The organism is Mesorhizobium sp. LNHC252B00 (assembly GCF_000502955.1).
In the GTDB taxonomy this organism is placed as follows: Bacteria; Pseudomonadota; Alphaproteobacteria; order Rhizobiales; family Rhizobiaceae; genus Mesorhizobium.
The window spans coordinates 155726-172593 of sequence record NZ_AYWO01000006.1 but is presented as its reverse complement, the minus strand read 5'-3'; the positions used below and the strand labels follow the sequence as shown (position 1 = coordinate 172593).

The 16868-nt window shown below is 62.1% G+C and carries 13 protein-coding genes and 1 pseudogene; 5 read left to right on the top strand and 9 right to left on the bottom strand.

Annotation, left to right across the window (positions count from 1 at the left end):
• Positions 1-3: 3 nt before the first annotated feature.
• Genes tagH through tssA form a run of 8 tightly spaced genes read right to left on the bottom strand, consistent with a single transcriptional unit; the run spans position 4 to position 8851 of the window.
• Positions 4-1473, bottom strand: a complete 1470-nt coding sequence (gene tagH / locus X744_RS158790; RefSeq protein ID WP_031260103.1) for a type VI secretion system-associated FHA domain protein TagH — start codon at positions 1471-1473, stop codon at positions 4-6.
• Positions 1470-2537: a type VI secretion system baseplate subunit TssG gene (gene tssG / locus X744_RS158795; protein ID WP_023758850.1), complete on the bottom strand. Its 1068-nt coding sequence runs from the start codon at positions 2535-2537 to the stop codon at positions 1470-1472. The genes tagH and tssG overlap by 4 nt, the downstream gene beginning before the upstream one ends.
• On the bottom strand, positions 2501-4375 hold the full coding sequence (gene tssF, locus X744_RS158800; RefSeq protein ID WP_023758849.1) for a type VI secretion system baseplate subunit TssF: 1875 nt from the start codon (positions 4373-4375) through the stop codon (positions 2501-2503). The genes tssG and tssF overlap by 37 nt, the downstream gene beginning before the upstream one ends.
• Position 4376: 1 nt before the next feature.
• The gene (gene tssE, locus X744_RS158805; protein ID WP_023758848.1) at positions 4377-5132 is read right to left on the bottom strand and encodes a type VI secretion system baseplate subunit TssE; all 756 of its coding nucleotides are present in this window, start codon (positions 5130-5132) and stop codon (positions 4377-4379) included.
• Positions 5119-5580 carry an Hcp family type VI secretion system effector gene (locus tag X744_RS158810; protein WP_023758847.1) on the bottom strand — a complete coding sequence of 154 codons (462 nt, stop codon included), beginning with the start codon at positions 5578-5580 and terminating at the stop codon, positions 5119-5121. The genes tssE and X744_RS158810 overlap by 14 nt, the downstream gene beginning before the upstream one ends.
• 46 nt (positions 5581-5626) lie before the next feature.
• Complete coding sequence (tssC, locus tag X744_RS158815; RefSeq protein WP_023758846.1) at positions 5627-7132, bottom strand: type VI secretion system contractile sheath large subunit; 1506 nt, start codon at positions 7130-7132, stop codon at positions 5627-5629.
• A gap of 3 nt (positions 7133-7135) precedes the next feature.
• Complete coding sequence (gene tssB / locus X744_RS158820; RefSeq protein WP_023758845.1) at positions 7136-7675, bottom strand: type VI secretion system contractile sheath small subunit; 540 nt, start codon at positions 7673-7675, stop codon at positions 7136-7138.
• Positions 7676-7681: 6 nt separating this feature from the next.
• Positions 7682-8851 carry a type VI secretion system protein TssA gene (gene tssA / locus X744_RS158825; protein ID WP_023758844.1) on the bottom strand — a complete coding sequence of 390 codons (1170 nt, stop codon included), beginning with the start codon at positions 8849-8851 and terminating at the stop codon, positions 7682-7684.
• A 331-nt stretch (positions 8852-9182) separates the two neighbouring features.
• Here tssA and tssH point away from each other — a divergent pair, with 331 nt between their 5' ends.
• The 4 genes from tssH to X744_RS1000000173595 all read left to right on the top strand — a co-directional run bounded on the left by tssH (position 9183) and on the right by X744_RS1000000173595 (position 13351).
• A complete protein-coding gene (tssH, locus tag X744_RS158830) occupies positions 9183-11966 on the top strand; it encodes a type VI secretion system ATPase TssH (RefSeq protein ID WP_031260101.1) in 2784 nt (927 codons plus the stop codon).
• A gap of 221 nt (positions 11967-12187) precedes the next feature.
• Complete coding sequence (locus X744_RS1000000174445; protein WP_023758842.1) at positions 12188-12406, top strand: hypothetical protein; 219 nt, start codon at positions 12188-12190, stop codon at positions 12404-12406.
• 351 nt (positions 12407-12757) lie between these two features.
• Positions 12758-12973, top strand: a complete 216-nt coding sequence (locus tag X744_RS158835; protein WP_023758840.1) for a hypothetical protein — start codon at positions 12758-12760, stop codon at positions 12971-12973.
• Positions 12974-13078: 105 nt separating this feature from the next.
• A complete protein-coding gene (locus tag X744_RS1000000173595; RefSeq protein ID WP_156938527.1) occupies positions 13079-13351 on the top strand; it encodes a hypothetical protein in 273 nt (90 codons plus the stop codon).
• 160 nt (positions 13352-13511) lie between these two features.
• On the opposite strand, the pseudogene X744_RS01000000169575 reads toward X744_RS1000000173595, so the two are convergent.
• Positions 13512-14576: pseudogene (locus X744_RS01000000169575) on the bottom strand (histidine kinase dimerization/phosphoacceptor domain -containing protein).
• A 254-nt stretch (positions 14577-14830) separates the two neighbouring features.
• Here X744_RS01000000169575 and X744_RS01000000169570 point away from each other — a divergent pair.
• Positions 14831-16384, top strand: coding sequence for an AI-2E family transporter (locus X744_RS01000000169570; RefSeq protein ID WP_023758836.1), 1554 nt, complete (start codon positions 14831-14833; stop codon positions 16382-16384).
• The last annotated feature ends 484 nt before the right edge of the window (positions 16385-16868 follow it).

The window sequence follows — 16868 nt, the reverse complement described above, 5'->3', positions numbered from 1 at the left end:
CTCTCACTCCTCCTCATATGCATCTCGAAAATCAGCGCCGATTTCACCAAGGAAGCTTTTTTCCGCGCTCTCAGCGATTTCGCGATGGCGTTTCTGGTAAAGCTCCCACAGCTTGGCGCTCCGCCCACCCGAGAGCAGGGTGCCGATCGCGGAATTCGATTTCAGCTCTTCCTCGATCGCTGCCGGGTCAAAACGGTCGATCATCCGCCGCAAGGCGGCCTGTATGCCTCGCCAGGCGCGCACGTGATGTTGCGCAAGATCGCGAACCGCATCGGCGATTGCCGCTTCGCCGGCGAGAAATCCGGGGCTGCGATCAGCGATGAGCGTCACGATGGCGTCATCGACCGTCGGCAGGAACTTGAGCGGATTGACTTCGGAGGGCCCGACCATGGTCTGGGCGACGCGCGCGTTTCCCTTTTCCTCAGCCCGCTTGCGCAGAAGCTGCATCAGGCCTTCCATCATCAGCCGGTATTCGCGACCAAACTTCTCCATTTCCGCGATGCTGTCGCGTCCGGGAAACTCGGCTTCCTCGACACCCATACCGTGCAGGAACGCGGCGCGAAGCGCCATCTCCTCCGGCTGCGCCGCTGCTGGCGGGCGGGCGGCTTTGGGAGCAGCGCCCACACGTGGTGGAGGAGGGGCATCCGCCGGCTGCACCGGCAAATCCCAGGGATTGGCGGATTGGGGTGGATTGGCGATGCGCTCGCGCTGTCCGGTCGAACTGGCGCCGTTCGCCGAACTGGGCGCCGCGGCTGGTCCGAAACCAAAATCATTGAAATGGGACGGCTTTCCAGGAGTGGCTTCGGCTCCGCGGCTGGGGGACGGCACCGGGTCGAGGCTGAATGGGTCCACCTGGCTCGTCGCGCCGCCCGGTTCGCGATAAGGGGCGGGATTTTTCGACACGGGCGTTGAAACCGGATCGAGGCTGAACGGGTCATCGAAACCGGGCGAGTTGCGCTGGTCGGAGTTGGCACGTTCGAATGCGCCCGGAACCGGCTGCTCGAACGGGTTCGGCAGATCGGCCGGACGTGGCCGTCGCGGCTCTTCCTCGACCTTGGCGGAAAAGAAGTCATCGCGGCCGATGCTCACCGGCGCCCGGGACGCCGGCGGCGCGCGTTCAGGAACCGGCTGGCCGGCTGCGGGTGCTTGAGTGGCTGGCGTTTGCAGGTCGACGCAGACGATGTAGTCGCCAAGTCTCAGCCGCATGCCGCTTTGAAGGCGCGTCGACTTACCGGCACCAAGCGGGCTGTCGGAGTCGTTTATGAACAATCCGCTGCTCGACGTGTCGGTGACAAAATATCCATCTCGCCCGCCAGAGATCTTGCAATGCGCTCGCGAAACGAACATGTCGGGATCGTTGATCTGCCAGCCCGCGTCCGCGCTGCGGCCGATCACCAGCTCGCCCTCGTCCAGCCGGGTCTGCCGTACCGCCTGGGTGCGTGGCCCTTGTTCCAGCGTCAGCAGCAGACTCATGCCGCGACCCCCGCCATTTCCGGCCGCCATCCGACGATTGTCCGCAGCCGCATGTCGTCAGCATCGCCCCTTTCAGCGGGTCGCGCAAGCCAGGCGGTCCGCCCGAGCTGAACCGATCCGACACGGGGCGGCGGCACAGCTTCACGCGCAAGCACGATGCGCAGGTCGACGTCGAGCGATTCCCCGACCATGTCGCGAACCGCCTGCTTGAACAGTTTGAGCCGCTGGCCGCCAGGCAGGAACGCCTTGAACTCCTCGTACCCCAACGGGCCGACACGCAGTTCAATCCTGCTTTGGCGGCTGAAAACGCGCGGGCCGATCGTCGCCCCCTTGCCGAGCCCCGCAAAGGCCTTTGCAAGACGGGTCTGGAGGCCGGTTGGTACTGTTACCCAGGCGGCGATGAATTCCTTGATCTGTACCGGCACCTTGAACGCTTCCGCCAGGAACAGCGTCAGCCGTTCAGGGCCGTCGGTCTGATTGGCGAGCGAAGCCGCCTGGCGAAGTTTCACCGTATCGAGATCGGGGTCCTGGGTGCCGGGAAGTCCGATCCCGGCCATGGCTTCAAGCATGGCGCGAATGCGCCCGCCGACCGCGCGTTCGACCTGTACGGCTGGATGCGCATCCGCCCACGCCCGATAGTAGAGGGCGATCATACGGTGCTGCAGAATGTTGACGAAGTCCACGAACGTTGTGTCGCTGGTCAGCTGCGCATCGGCGCCGGCGAACCAGCGTTGCGACAGGCGGTCGAGCACCCAGCGCGTCAGATGCAGCGGCATTGGACCCTCGGGTCCCAACAGACCGAGATTTGCCACCGTGACCCGGGCCGGCGCCCTGTCGCTGGCTTCGCGGAACTGAACCAGATCCCGTGCGGAAAAGGCGAGGCGAACATGCTGGCCAAGCCGTGCCGGCTCACGGTCAGGGCGGCCGGAATGGCCGAACAGACCGCTCCGTTGTTCGAGACGGCGCAGCAGTTCGAAAAAGTCGAACGTCTCGGATAAAACTTCGGCCCGGTTCGGGTCGGGCTTGTTTAGATCAGGTAGCGATTGCCGGGCGTCATCGGCCATAGCACATCCTCCTGCTTCTGCAGCAGCCGCGTGCGGGTTCGCACGAAGCCGTTTATCCCGGCGTGACGGGCAAACAGCCGCGCCAGCAAGGCCGAAAGCAGCAAGGTGCTTTGGCCGGCCAGGACCGATTGATCAACATGCAACGTCACTTCGGTACCGCGTCCGAAGCACATCGGCCCATCGATTTGCAGACGTTCGATGACCGGCTGCGAGTCGATACGCACGATCGAATGCACATTGCGGGCAAGACTCGGATCGCCGCGATCGGCATAGAGGTCGAGCAGCGCATGCAGGGGGTCGATGCCGCGGCCTTCCTTGGCAAGACTGAGAAAGTTGAGCGCGAGCTGCGCCACCAGCCGCCAGGCGAGATCGTCGGCCCGCGATTCACCGTCGGCCCCAGCCGGCAGTGCCGCGGGGATAGCTGGCTGCGGCGGACGCAGCGCGCCAAGAAGCCTTACAGTTTCGACCGGGTCGCCGGCCTCTAGCGTCAAGGTCGGATTGTCATCAAGGATCGGCAGATCACGATTGGTGCAAAGGGCCATGACGTCGAGACGCTTCAGCGGCCGGGTCGTCGGGCTTGCGAGCGGCCGGGATACGGCCAGGAAAACGTCATCCCCGGTGTAGGACGTGCGGGTCAGGCCGTCGCGGCGCTCCTCTTCCGTCGCCCGGCGTGGGCGCCGCTCGATTGAATAGACCCAGCCACTACCGCGGTTCTGACCCAGGCTGAAGAGTTCGGGGATTTCGGCGTCGTTGCCTTCACTGTCGGCGTCCTCGACGCGGATGACCCGATAGATTTCGAAGTCACGCGCCCGCGTCCGGTCCGCATGCAACACCTGCCGCGTCTTGCGCGCATCGACTTCGACGACGTTGCACTCGCGTTCGAACAGATTGATGATCGGCGTGGCGAAAAGTTCGAAGTCCGCCGGCGTCAGATCGGCCAACTCAGGCGCCGCGCGTCTGAACAGGAAGATGATCTCAAGCCCGGCCGCGCATTTGCGCACGATGGGCTGCAGCCCCGAAAGCCGCGCATAGTGAAAGCGTTCGGGCATCATGAAGTATTCGCGCAGCAGGCGGTACCCTTCGAATGTCGGGCGCGTGCGCGGCATCAAGGCTTCGTCGTCGCTGATGCCGACCATTGCGGGTACCGGCAAGGCCGACAACGGGTTGGTCTTGCCTTCGGGTCGTGCGCCGGCAGCCGTGCAGGCGCCGAAGATCGCGTCGAACAGCAGCGGCGCCTTGGTGCGCCCGGCAAAATAGAGGTCGAGTCGGTCGAGCGCCAGTTCGTCGAGCTTGCCTTTTCCGGTCCGGGCCAGCGTGATGCGGAGCGCCGCCTCGCCGCCGACGCCGCCGATCGGCCCTATGCCGGCCATCGCCATCGCACTGCGATCCTGAAAATAGCTGACCGAAGTAATCCCTATCGGCCAGAGGGTCATTTCTTGCGCGGTAGAGAAAGTGCAGCGTGTCGACAGGCCGGACTGCAGGCTGGAAACCAGCCGCGTGTTGCGCTTGACGACGTGGCCGGCGAGCATGGTCTGGACCTGCTGGCCGGGTTTCAGCACCACCATCGCCGTCGCCGGCGCCGGCGTGACCAGATCGGGATAGAGAACATCGAGCACGCTGCGGGAAAATCGCGAGCGCTCGGCGTCGACCTTCAGCCGGGTGCGCGCGGCGAGGAAGGCGACGCCGTCCAGCAGCCGCTCGACATATGGGTCCGGACACGGGACCGTGTCGAGGGAAAGGTTGCGCGCCACTGCTGGATGCATGTCGGCGAATTCCGCTGCGAGGCCACGGATATGGGTCAGTTCCTCCTCGTAATATTCGACGAAGACTCGATCCATCTCAGGCGTCCCTAATTTCGGTCCGCGCCAAGCCGTTATCGAGATTGATCGTGGTGCGCAGGCGCATGCGTTCGGGCGTCGGCGTCATGATCAGCACGGCGTCTATCTCGATCTTCAGGCCAACGGTTTTGTCGCCGAGCGTGACCGTAACCTTTGTTGCGTTTTCCTTCAGGCGAGGCTCGAAGGTGGCGAGCACGGTGCGGATCTCACGCGCCAGCACGTCGCGATCGAAATCGCGGGACGAGCGGCCCGAGAAGGAAGGTACGCCATAATTGACCACGCTTCGGCGGACCTCCGGAAAATCGGCGAGCGAAGGTGGATTGTCCGAAACCTGTTCATTTTCCAGATCGGAAAGAAGCGGCGTGGCCTCGAAGCGCTCCGTGTTGAAGAGTGCCTCGATGTCACGCCGTACCGCTTCCCTGAGCACTCGGGCCGATACCACCACGCCACGGCTTTCGATCTCGACGCGGTGCTGGGTCTGAAAGGCCAATCGATGCAGACGGCGTTTCTGATCCGGTGTCAGTTCCGTATCGGCGTCGATGGCCCGCGGACTGCCGGCAACGAGTGTGTCGAGGCGGTCCGCGCCAAGCTCGTCGAGCAGGAAATGGCGCAGCCCTTCTATTTCCGAGGTCAGACCCGGCAGGTCATTGACGAGGCGATCCCAAAGCGATGGCTGGACGGCTTCGCTTTTCGCCCGCAAGCTACCGGTGGTCTGCCGCTTGCCCGCGCCGGGCTGCCGAACCTCACTTGCCGACATAGACATCCATTTCGGCTTCATCGTTGCCGTCATAGACGAACTTGATCTTCTTGTAGGCGAAGCTGACTTCTTCCTGGATCAGGTCTTCCTCATCCTCGGCCTGCGACATGTCGTATTCCATGACGAAGGCGTCATTCAGTGTGATGACCAGATAATCCTTACTTTCGCCATCGATGGTCCGGCGCGCCGAAAACACCACTTCATCAAGGGCCTTGTTGTCGAACAACGCCTTTTTCAGGTAGGGCGAGGATTTGTCGTAGTGTTTGGTGAACTTGATCATGCCCATGTTCACGCGGCCACGGCGCGAGATCGAATTCGGATCATAGGGGGCGACCATCTTGTAGTCGACGCCATGAATTTCGATCTCATCTTCGTGCCCGTCGCGGGTGCTGGGGCCTTTGATATCGGGAACCTTCAGAAAGCCATCAATTTTTGTAGTCGTGGGCATTGTGTTTCTCCACCGCTTTCAAAAACCAGGATGTTGTTGCTGCAAATCAAGTCTTAACGGACGGTAGTTCCGACACCAGTCGGAGCGAGGCGTTGATGCCCTCCAACTGGTAATGCGGGCGCAAATAGAAGCGGGCATTGTAGTAGCCCGGCCGCCCCTCCACGCTGTCCACCTGAACCTCGGCGGCGGCAAGCGGGCGCTTGGCGCGCGCCTTGTCGTCGGCAAAGGCCGGGTTGGCCAGCACGTATCGGTTGATCCACTCGGTCAACCAGATCTGCATGTCGGAGCGCTCCTTGAACGAGCCGACCTTGTCGCGCGCGATGGCCTTGAGGTAGTGCGCAAAGCGCGAGACCGGGAATAGGTAGGGCAGGTTGGCGCTCAGCCGCTCGTTGGACTGCGCATCGGGATCGACCAGCCGCCCCGCTCGTGTCTCGTCGTCCTGCAGCGAGTGGGCCCCGATGAAGGCCGCGAGATCGGTATTCTTCCGGTGCAGGATGGGCATCAGGCCAAGCTTGGCCAGTTCCGCCTCGCGCCGGTCGTCGATGGCGACTTCCGTCGGACATTTCATCGCGATAGAGCCATCATCGGTCGGGAAGCTGTGTACCGGCAGGTTGAGCACCGTGCCGCCATTCTCGACGCCGCGGATCTGCGTGCCCCAGCCAAACAGCTTGTGGCTGCGGTTGATGTTGACGCCCATCGGGAAGGCGGCGTTCATCCAGACATATTTGTTGTGGTCGCCCTGCACCTCTTCCTCGAAGGTGAAGCCCTTCACCGGAACGGTATCGGTGCCGTAGGGCAGCCGCGCCAGGACGCGGGGCATGGTCAGGCCGATGTAGCGAGCGTCCTCACTCTCGCGCAACGACTGCCACGAGGCATAGGCCGGGTTGGAGACGATCTGCTGCAGATCTTGCGGGTTCGGCAATTCCTGCCAGCTGTCCATGCGGAACAGGCGCGGCGAGGCCGCCGCGATGAACGGCGTGTGCGCCGAAGCGCAGATGCCCGAGATGTTGCGCAGCAGGCCGACGTCGCGCGGGTGGTTGGAAAACTCATAGGCGCCAATCACGCAGCCGATCGGCTCGCCGCCCAGCATCGAATACTCGTCTGTATAGACTTTCTTGAAGATCGGGCTCTGATCCCACATCTGGCCTTCATAGTCTTCAAGCGTATCGGCCAGCTGTTCCTTGGAAATGTTCATCACCCGGATCTTCAGCTTCTGATCCGTCTCGGTGTTGTTGACAAGATACCAGAGGCCACGCCATGTGCCTTCCATTTCACGCACTTCCGGCGCGTGCAGGATCTCGTTGACCTGGGTCGTCAGCATCTTGTCGATGCCGGCGATCAGCGATTTGATCGACTTGATCGCATTGGACGAGATGGTCGTGGTGTCGGAACGGGACTGCGCCGCGAGCGCGAGATTGCGCACGAGTTGCTGCAGCTTCTCGCTGTCGTCCTTCTTGACCTTGAAATCCTTCTCGAGGAGTCCGCTGAATTCTCCAAGGTCTATGGCCTCGGCCTCGGCGGCGACTGCGGCGGTCTTTTGCTGTTCGGCCATGATTTATTCCCCAACCTTGTCGTCATCCGACAGTGCCTGGTTGGCGATCTTGCCAAGCAGCGGTTCGTTGTTCAGAAGCTGCGCGATGCGTTTTTCGGCATCGACGCGGCCGTCCATGAAGCCGAGCAATTCCTCGAGCTGACGACGCATCTTGAGGATCTCGGCCAGTTGTGGAACTTGCTCGGCGATCTTGTCCGGGGCGAAATCACCCATCTTGCTGAAGGTGAGATCGAGCGCCAGTTCTTCGTCGCGCTCCTGGCCTTCGGCCTGTGGCAGGGTATTCTTCACCCGGGCTTTGACGCGGGGCCCGAGCGCCTCCATGAATTTTGGGAAGCGGTTTGCGTCGGTCTCGACAAAGGAGCGGTCCAGCACCGACTTTGACGCTTCCTTGGTTTGCGAAGCACCGGCAAGGTCGGCCATCACGCCCATGACAAACGGCAGTTCGATCGTCGTCGGGCTGCCGTAGGTTTCCACATCGTAGGCGATCTGCACTCGCGGCGCGCGGTTTCGTTCGATGACCTTCGCTTTGCTTTCGGCTGGCATGTGTTGTTACCTTTCATCCTTCTGAGCCGTCTTCTTGGCATCGGGAACGCCGGCAAGCAGCCTGAATTCCTTCAGCCCAGACGGGGCGAGATCTTCCATCAGTTCAACGAAATCCATATGCACCATCCGGCGTACGCGCCGAGCCAGGTGCGGAATCGGGCTCGACGGTTCGGTGCGGTCATAGAAGGCGACGACGAGGTCGAGGCATTTCACCACGTCGTCGCGCGAGGAGATCCGGTCGGGAAGCCCCGTGCTCGGCTCCGCGTAGCTTGCCATACTTGCCATCGCATCGGCTCCATGACCGTTTCGAGCAGGCGTTGCCGGTTCCGCCGGCATCGGCGTGGCCGCGCCATTCGTCACCGCGCCGGCTGCCGAATTCCGTTCGAGTGTCGTCAGCAAACGCTGCAGGAACCGTTTTAAGTCCGGAACGGGAGCGCCGCCGCCGCCGAGACGAGCGTTGAGCGCGGCCTCGACCGCATCGAGTGCCGCGATCGTTGCCCGGGCGTCAGCGATGAGCTGGAGCATCTCCGCATTGGCCTGATCAATCTGGGCCGCACATCCGGCACGCACCCGATTCAGGAGTTGTGCGTGCGCACTGACCAGCGCGGCCTTCTCCGCCGCATTCAACCCCGAGGCGGCCTCCTGGAGCATGACACGGTCGTCGAGCGCACCCTTTTCCAGATCCTTGCCCTGAATCGGGCCGATCGCGCGCGGCGCGAAGAACGTCATTTGCCGCAGGTTCGCCAACAACCCGTCCTGACCATTCTGCAGGTCGAGCAGCGCATTGATACGGCGCAGGGCGGCATCGCGTGGCGAAGCGTTGGGCCGCAGTGCCGGATGCATGGTTTCCCAATGCTGATCGAAAGTCTGCGCAATGAGAGTCAGACCTTGCGCCAGCCCGGCCAGCCCTTCTTCATTGGCCAGCGCGCGCGTGACGATGACGAGCAGGCGCAGGTCCCGACCATGCGCGCGCAACTCCTCCGCCTTTGCGAGCACCGCAGGCCAGTCGACCGGAATGGTGCTTTGCGAGGCGGCCTTGTTGTTGCCGTCGTGGACGACTTTGATCTGGGCTTCCGTCAGGCGCTCCAGCTCATGAAAAGCTGGGTCGTTGCGCAAATCTTCCCCGGACGGATTCTCACCGTCGAGCGAAGTAAGCCAGAGTGCGAGATCAATCACACCAACCCCCAGCGAAGGCCCTCAAACCAGATGTGACCCGACGTTATCACACCGCTGCACTTTACCACAATTCAACGACTGCTCAAAAATTAACAGAAGCTAAATGCAACCGCCTCCGAATGCTGACATCCGTAGCATGATTGCCGATCCTGCATGAGAAATGTATCGCGCAAGGGCCGAATTCCGTGATTGTTTGCAGCCGGCGGTGCAGGACGTCCATAAACGCAATAAGCTGGCTGGACCGGTCTTCGAGACCTCGTCCATCACGCACTTTGTCAAGTGGCGGCTTATGTGGCAGGTTATCGGCTGGCAGATTGCAGGAGCACGTTCGATGGAACAGCGCCGGTCGTCGCAGAGCTTCAAGCGTAAGGAACTGGTCGGCAAGCTCAATCCTGTGGGTGTGCGAGCCTTCAAGGCCGCCGCCGACACCGCCAAGCTGCGCGGCAATCCTTACGTCGAACTCGTCCACTTCATCGAGCAACTTGTGCTTTCCGACCGCTCGGATGTGCAGATGATAATCGCCGATGCGGGACTGGATGCGAGCCGGCTCACGGCCGACATGACCCGCGCCGTCGACAAGCTGCCATATGGCGCAACGTCGATCGAGGAATTTTCCGACCATATCTTTCATGCCATCCAGGAAGCCTGGAACCTGGCAACGCTGGAATTCGGCGTCGAGGAAGTCCGTAGCGCACATGTTCTCCTTGCCTGCCTAAAGACGCCGGTGCTGGAAGGCCTGCTGTCGAAGATCAGCGGCGAGTTTGACAAGGTCGACGCCGCCGCGGTCATCCAGCGCTTTGCCGACGTAACTGAAGGGTCGCTCGAAGCCGGGGCTGCGCCGTCCGCTGCCGCCGCCGAGACCCCGCCGAAGCGGGCACTGGGCGGGGATTCGGCGCTGGCGAAATACGCCACCGACCTGACCCAGCGCGCCCGTGACGGCAAGATCGATCCGGTCGTCGGCCGCGATCCGGAGATCAGGCAGATCGTCGACATCCTGATGCGACGCCGGCAAAACAACCCGATCCTGACCGGCGAGGCCGGGGTCGGCAAGACGGCGGTCGTCGAGGGCTTTGCCTTGCGTATCGCCGAGGGCGACGTGCCGCCCATGCTGCGGGATGTCAGCGTGCGCATGCTCGATGTCGGATTGATGCAGGCGGGTGCAAGCGTAAAGGGTGAGTTCGAAAAACGGCTGAAGGCAGTCATCGATGAGGTCCAATCATCCGAAACGCCGGTCATCCTGTTTATCGACGAGGCCCACACGCTGATCGGCGCCGGCGGCGCGGCTGGAACTGGCGACGCGGCCAATCTCCTGAAACCGGCGCTGGCGCGCGGTGAGCTCCGCACGATCGCGGCAACGACCTGGGCCGAATACAAGCAGCACATCGAAAAAGACCCCGCGCTGACCCGCCGTTTCCAGGTAGTAAAGATCGACGAGCCGTCGGAGGCGGTGGCCGTTCTCATGTTGCGCGGGGTGGCCGGCGTTCTGGAGCAGCACCACAAGGTGCAGATACTCGACGAGGCGATCGAGGCGGCGGTCGGCCTGTCGCATCGCTACATCCCGGCACGGCAACTGCCGGACAAAGCGGTAAGCCTTCTCGATACCGCTTGTGCGCGTGTCGCCATATCGCAGCACGCCACGCCGGCCGAGGTCGAAGATATCACGCGCCGCCGGCAGGCGCTGGAGGTCGAGCGCGGCATCATCGGTCGCGAGGCCGCGATCGGCATCGAGGTGGCTGAGCGGCAGGCACGGGTCGACAACGGGCTTGCCGAAAACGAAGTCAAGCTGGCCGCCGCGCAGCAACGTTGGGATCGCGAAAAGGCACTTGTTGCCGAAATTCTCGAATTGCGCGCCAGGTTGCGCGGCGAAGGCGTACAGCTCGATGCGGTAGAGACACCGCAGACGAATGTCGAAACGGCAGGCGCCAACGCAGTTGAAGCTCAGCCGCCCAAGACCGAAACGCCTGAGATGAAAACAGGCCGGGCTGACGTGGAGATACCGGCGACTGCCGCTGCCCCTTCATCCGATCCGGCCGCCGATCTCACCCGGTTGCGCGAACTGATGACTGAACTGGCCGAGGCGCAAGGCGAGACTCCGCTGATCCTGCCATCGGTCGACCGCAACGCCGTGGCCGCCGTGGTCCAGGACTGGACGGGCATTCCGACCGGACGGATGCTGTCGAGCCAGACCGAGAAGGCGCTTAAGCTCGCAGCCACTCTGTCCGAGCGCGTGGTCGGGCAGGATCACGCCATGGAGATGATCGCCAAGCGCGTGCAGACCAGCCGCGCCGGGCTCGGCGCGCCGGAAAAGCCAGTCGGCGTGTTCCTGCTTTGCGGCCCCTCGGGTGTAGGCAAGACCGAAACTGCATTGGCGTTGGCCGAAACGCTCTATGGTGGTGAGCAGAACCTGATCTCGATCAACATGTCCGAGTTCCAGGAGGCACATACGGTCTCTACCTTGAAGGGCGCTCCGCCCGGATATGTCGGCTACGGCAAGGGCGGCATCCTGACCGAGGCGGTTCGCCGCAAACCTTATTCGGTGATCCTGCTCGACGAGGTGGAGAAGGCGCATCCGGACGTGCACGAAATCTTTTTTCAGGTTTTCGACAAGGGGATGATGGACGACAGCGAGGGCCGCCGGATCGACTTCAAGAACACGCTGATCCTGCTCACCTCCAATGTCGGCTCGGAGGTCATCATGGACCGCACCAAAAATGGCACGCTGCGGGCCGGGCTCGAAGATCTGGACACCGCGTTGCGCAGCCCGTTGCTGAAGGTCTTCCCGGCGGCCTTCCTCGGCCGGGTGGTGACCATTCCTTATTATCCGCTCTCGGATTCAATGATCGAAGCAATCACCCGTCACCAGTTCGGCAAGATCGCACGCCGGCTGCGAGCAACCAACGATGCGGAATTGGTGATCGGCGACGGTGTCATCGATCTGGTCAAGGCCCGCTGCACCGAGATCGAATCCGGCGGCCGGATGATCGATGCCATCCTCACCAACACGCTCCTGCCGGAACTCAGCCGCGGCGTGCTGAACCGCTCGCTCGAGGGCGAAAAGATGACAAAAGTAACCGTCGGCGCCTCCAAGGAGGGCTTCACGTATTCCTTCGAATAGGAATGTTGATGACGATTTGCTTCGGCGTCTCTTGCATAGGCAGGCCGAGCCAGCCAGCTCGACCATCTTTGAAGGCATGGGAGACCTGCCTGCCGCTCCATCTCGCGCCAATGGGCGAGTTTGTGTGGCGTGATTGACCTACTGACGGTACTTTTCGCACCGCAATAGTGATGACGTCGAGACGCTTCAGTGTGCAAAAATCGCCCGATTGGTCCCGATAGTTGGTAAACCTTGAAACATTTTTTGTGGCGATTTTCCCTTTAAAAACAAAAGACCATGACGAGGAGGCCCTCGAAGGGACTTCCCAGATCGCATGGCGCCGCGTGGCCACCTTCATTCACCTGCCGGCGATCACCGCGAGCGGTGCTACGCAGCAAATGGTGCCGATCGAACCGGCATTGCTTCAAGCCTCGCTGGAGCTGGACGAGAGACAATCATGAGAACCACAACCCTGATGCAACGCAACGCACGCCCGGTCCGCCGCGAAGCCGCAACGCATCTCTTCGCCGTCGGACAGGCTGTCCGGCTGAAGAGCGGCATCGGCGCGTAAGGGTTAGGAGCTGGTAGGGGCTTTCGAGCGCCGGCCAAGCGGACCAAAAATCCGCTGCCAGAACAAGCCAACAGGCTGGCCGCCCGGACTCAAGGTGCGATCGTGGAAGTATCCCGATGGCAAGGCCGCCGGCGCGACCGCAGGCCAGGTGTTCTTTACACGGCCAGGCGAGCCGGGAACATTATTTCCCGCCAATGCGTTTCAAGATCCTGCAAGGGACGATTTGTTTTGGAGGCTGAATATGCGCGGCTTCGAATTGATCGATCTGCTTTACGTGGTTGAGGGTTGCAAGCGCGATCGAGTGGTCGGAAGTTTCGTGTCGATGGCCGAAGGCGTGGAAGAGTTGCGTGTGCTAACCGGCGATTTCGTGTCTCCGGATGATCTGATGGCAAATGCACTCTCAACAGTAGCGCTTGCGCGAGGCTGCTCGGTTTTGTTCGATGAACAGGCAGGCTGAAATCGCTCAAGGCCGCCCCTCCGTCTCGACTGTAATTGCCTCAATTGAGAGATTTCCCGATGATCAGTACCCGCCGTTCTCGAAAACGACCTGATGAGGCCTATGGTGAAGGATCGAGACGACGACCACCTCCTGGCGACGATGGTGCCGGCGCCCGTGGTCATAGAACGCGAGCTGGCCGTGGTTGCGATGATGAAGGCATTGACCGTCTTCGTTGATGATCACGTCGTTGCGCTCGTTGTTGAGATATCGGTGATGATGTCGATGGGTGGTAAAAATAACGTCGGCCTGGGCCGTCGAAGCTATCGCGGGCACAGCCAAGCCGAGCGCCAAAGCGCCAAAAATCAAAGCTTTCATGGGGAGTTCTCCAAGGCGTGAATGCCCTACGTCCGGCGAACACATTGGTTCCGGTAGAGTAGGCAAGACAGATGAGACGAGATGAGAAAGTTCCTCCGTTCGATCGACTGCCGGGATCTGCTGCTGGCTCAGGTGCGAAGCGGCATCGGACTGATCCACTGCCCGAAGGTCGTGGGAAGGGCTACGCCCCCTCCGGCATGCGCGACGTGAACGTCGCCCGGGTCACCGATATGCTGGTGCCGTTGGCGTCGCTAATGACATTCGCCCGGGCCTCGAGCTGCTTGACCAGTGCCTCCACGATGGCTGTTCCCAGGCCGGCATTTGGCGCGCGGCCAGCTGGCTTGCCGCTACCATTGTCCGAGATCGTCAGTTTCCAGTCGCTGCCATTGGTCTCGTAAGACACCTGGATCAGGGCTGCGGTCTTCTCGCGAGGGAAGGCATATTTGATCGCGTTGAGGACGAGTTCGGTGACGATCAGCCCGAAGCTGACCGCCTTTTGCGAGTCGATCCTGCCCGGCTTCCGCGGCGACTTTGACGGCGATTGGCTGTGCATCCCCGACCATCGACGAGGCCAGGCTGCTGCACAGCTTCGGCAGATAGGAGCCGACGTCGATCTCGTCGATGCCCGCCGAGGTGTGGAGATGGCGCTGCACTTCGGCTACCGACATGACCCGCTGGTGGGCATCGTTCAAATGCTGGCGCGTTTCCTCGGAAGTGACCGAGCGGGCCTTCAGCAACAGGATGCTGGCAATAATCTGCAGGCTATTGGCAACCCGATGCTCCATCTCACGTAGCAGCACACCCTTTTGCCGCAATAGGTCTTCGGTGCGGCCGAGGAGTTCTTCCTTTTCGCGCTCGATGACACGCCGCGCCGTTATGTCGTTGAAGGCGAGCAGGATGGTGACGGCCGAATTGTGGTCGTAAAGCACCTTTCGCGCGTTGAGCAGCATCGTGCGCTGGCCGATGTTGGGGAAATCATACTCGACCTCGAAGCCGTCCATGGCGGTCTTCTCAGGGATGATCGTGTCCAGGAGCAGGCGCAGTACCGGAATATCCCACTGGCCGTCGCTTAACGCAAGGCGCCGTGTGTCTCTTCGGGGTCGACCTTGAAGATCTGATAGAAGGAGCGGCTGGCCGCCAGCACATGAAACTTTTCGTCGAGGACGAGGAACGGTTCGGCAATAGTGTTGACGATGGCCTGCGCCAGCGTCTGCGCGTCCTCGATATTCTCAATGGTGCGGAACAAGCTCAAAGCCGATCTGAAGGCGCCTTCGCCTCCTCTTCGGCCACTTGTTACACACTTGCCACTTCGTGTCGTGAATTGAATCGAACCAGCGCGTCACGACAACGTGCCAGTCGGACTGTTCGGTCGGAACCTGCAAGCGCGTAAAGCTGCTACGTTGCGCGCCAGCTAAATATGCCCGATCATGGCGCGCGGGCGAGGCTAGGTATTCAATGGCGGCAAATCGTCGAAACGGCATTTACCCATCAGAGCTCGGCTTGGCGGGCATTCTTTCCGCAGCCAACGCCCGTCCGCGCACCTCATTGCCCACCGTCGCCACGATCGTGACAGCGGTTGCGGCGCTGTATTTCGGGCGCGAAGTGTTCCTGCCGATCGCCATTGCGCTGCTTTTGACCTTCGCGCTTGCGCCCGTGGTGTCGGCTCTGAAGCGCGTCGGCATTCCCCGCCTTCCCGCTGTCATCGCCAGTGTATTCGGTGCCTTCGCGGCACTCGCTCTGTTCTCTTTCATTGCCGCATCGCAGGTTAGCGAACTGGCGCAGAACATCCCGGTCTACCAGACAAACATCCTGACCAAGATCCGGTCGCTCAAGGAAACCGGGGCAGCAGGAGGGATCATTGCCAGATTGAGCCAGGTGATCGAGCGCGTCGGGCAGGAGATCGACCTGCAGGATTCGTCGCCGCCCGCCGCCGACACGCCCAGGCGAGAGCCCGTGCCGGTCGAGATCATCGCGCGAGAACGGCCGCTCGAGTTCCTGCAGAACCTCATCGGCCCGTTGATCAGCCCGCTGGCCTCGGCGGGTCTGATCATCGTTGTCGTCATCTTCATGCTGCTAGAGCGGGAGGATTTGCGCGATCGTTTCATCCGCCTTGTCGGTTATGGCGATCTGCACCGCACCACCCAGGCGCTGCAGGATGCCGGCAAACGCGTCGGCCAGTATCTGCTGATGCAGCTGGTCGTCAACATCGTCTATGCCATACCGATCACCATCGGGCTCTGGATTGTGGGCATCCCCAATGCGTTGCTGTGGGGCCTACTAGCGCTGGCGCTGCGCTTCGTCCCCTATATCGGGCCGGTCATCGGGGCGCTCCTGCCACTGTTGCTGGCGCTGGCGGTAGCGCCCGGCTGGTCGCTGGTGCTGTGGACCGCCGGCCTGTTCGTGGTGATGGAGTTGCTCACCGGCAATGTCGTCGAACCCTGGCTCTATGGCTCGCGCACCGGGCTCTCGCCATTGGCCATCATTGTCGCGGCGATCTTCTGGACCTGGCTGTGGGGGCCGCTCGGCCTGATCTTGTCGACGCCGCTCACCGTCTGTCTGGTCGTGCTGGGCAGGCACGTGCCGCAGTTCGAATTCCTCGACGTACTGTTCGGCAACGAGCCGGTGCTCGAACCGCATGCCCGACTTTACCAGCGACTGCTGGCCGGCGACCCGGAAGAGGCCACCGACCACGCCGAGGAGTTGCTGGAGGAGAAATATCTGGTCGAGTTCTACGACCAGGTCGCCATTCCCGCTTTGTTGCTCGGCGAGCAGGATCGTGTCCGCGGCGTGATGGACGACCAGCAGAGACGGCAGGTGGCGGCCAGCGCGCTGACGCTGGTGGCAAACCTCGACGACAGCGCACACGAAGAAGCGGCCGAAGAGGATGAACCGGTCTCCGCCGGGGACGGCAAGACGGATGCGGGAGAAGAAACAGCCGGGAAGGGCAAGGAAGCCGAGAACGACATCGGACTTCCTGACGGCGTCGGCATATCAGTGCTATGTGGCGGCGGGCGCGGCGAACTCGANAGCCGAGAACGACATCGGACTTCCTGACGGCGTCGGCATATCAGTGCTATGTGGCGGCGGGCGCGGCGAACTCGATGATGCCGCGGCTGCCATGCTGGCGCAGGTGCTCGAAGTCAACGGTGCGACGGTGTCGAAGGCGGGATTCGCCGACATGGAACCGGCGAGCATCCGCCGGCTCGATCTTGCCGCTGTCGATACCGTCGTTGTCGGCTTCCTCAATCGCGATTCCGTCAAGCACGCCCGCTTCCTGGTGCGCCGGCTGAAGCGCGCCAGGCCGGCGCTCAGGGTCGGCATCGCGTTCTGGTCGGAGGCCGGCAACGACGACAGCCAAGCGGCGGCGGCACTGGCCGGCGACATCAATGCCGATTTCGTTGCTCATAGCATCGCCGATGCAGTGCGTGGCGCTCTGTCCAGCGCGCCGCCGGTCGCTCTCAAGCTTACAGCCAAGCGTCGCTTGCGCCGGCGGCCGTCGTTGGCGAAGAAGGCGCCGCTGGCGGTTGCAAGCTGAGGC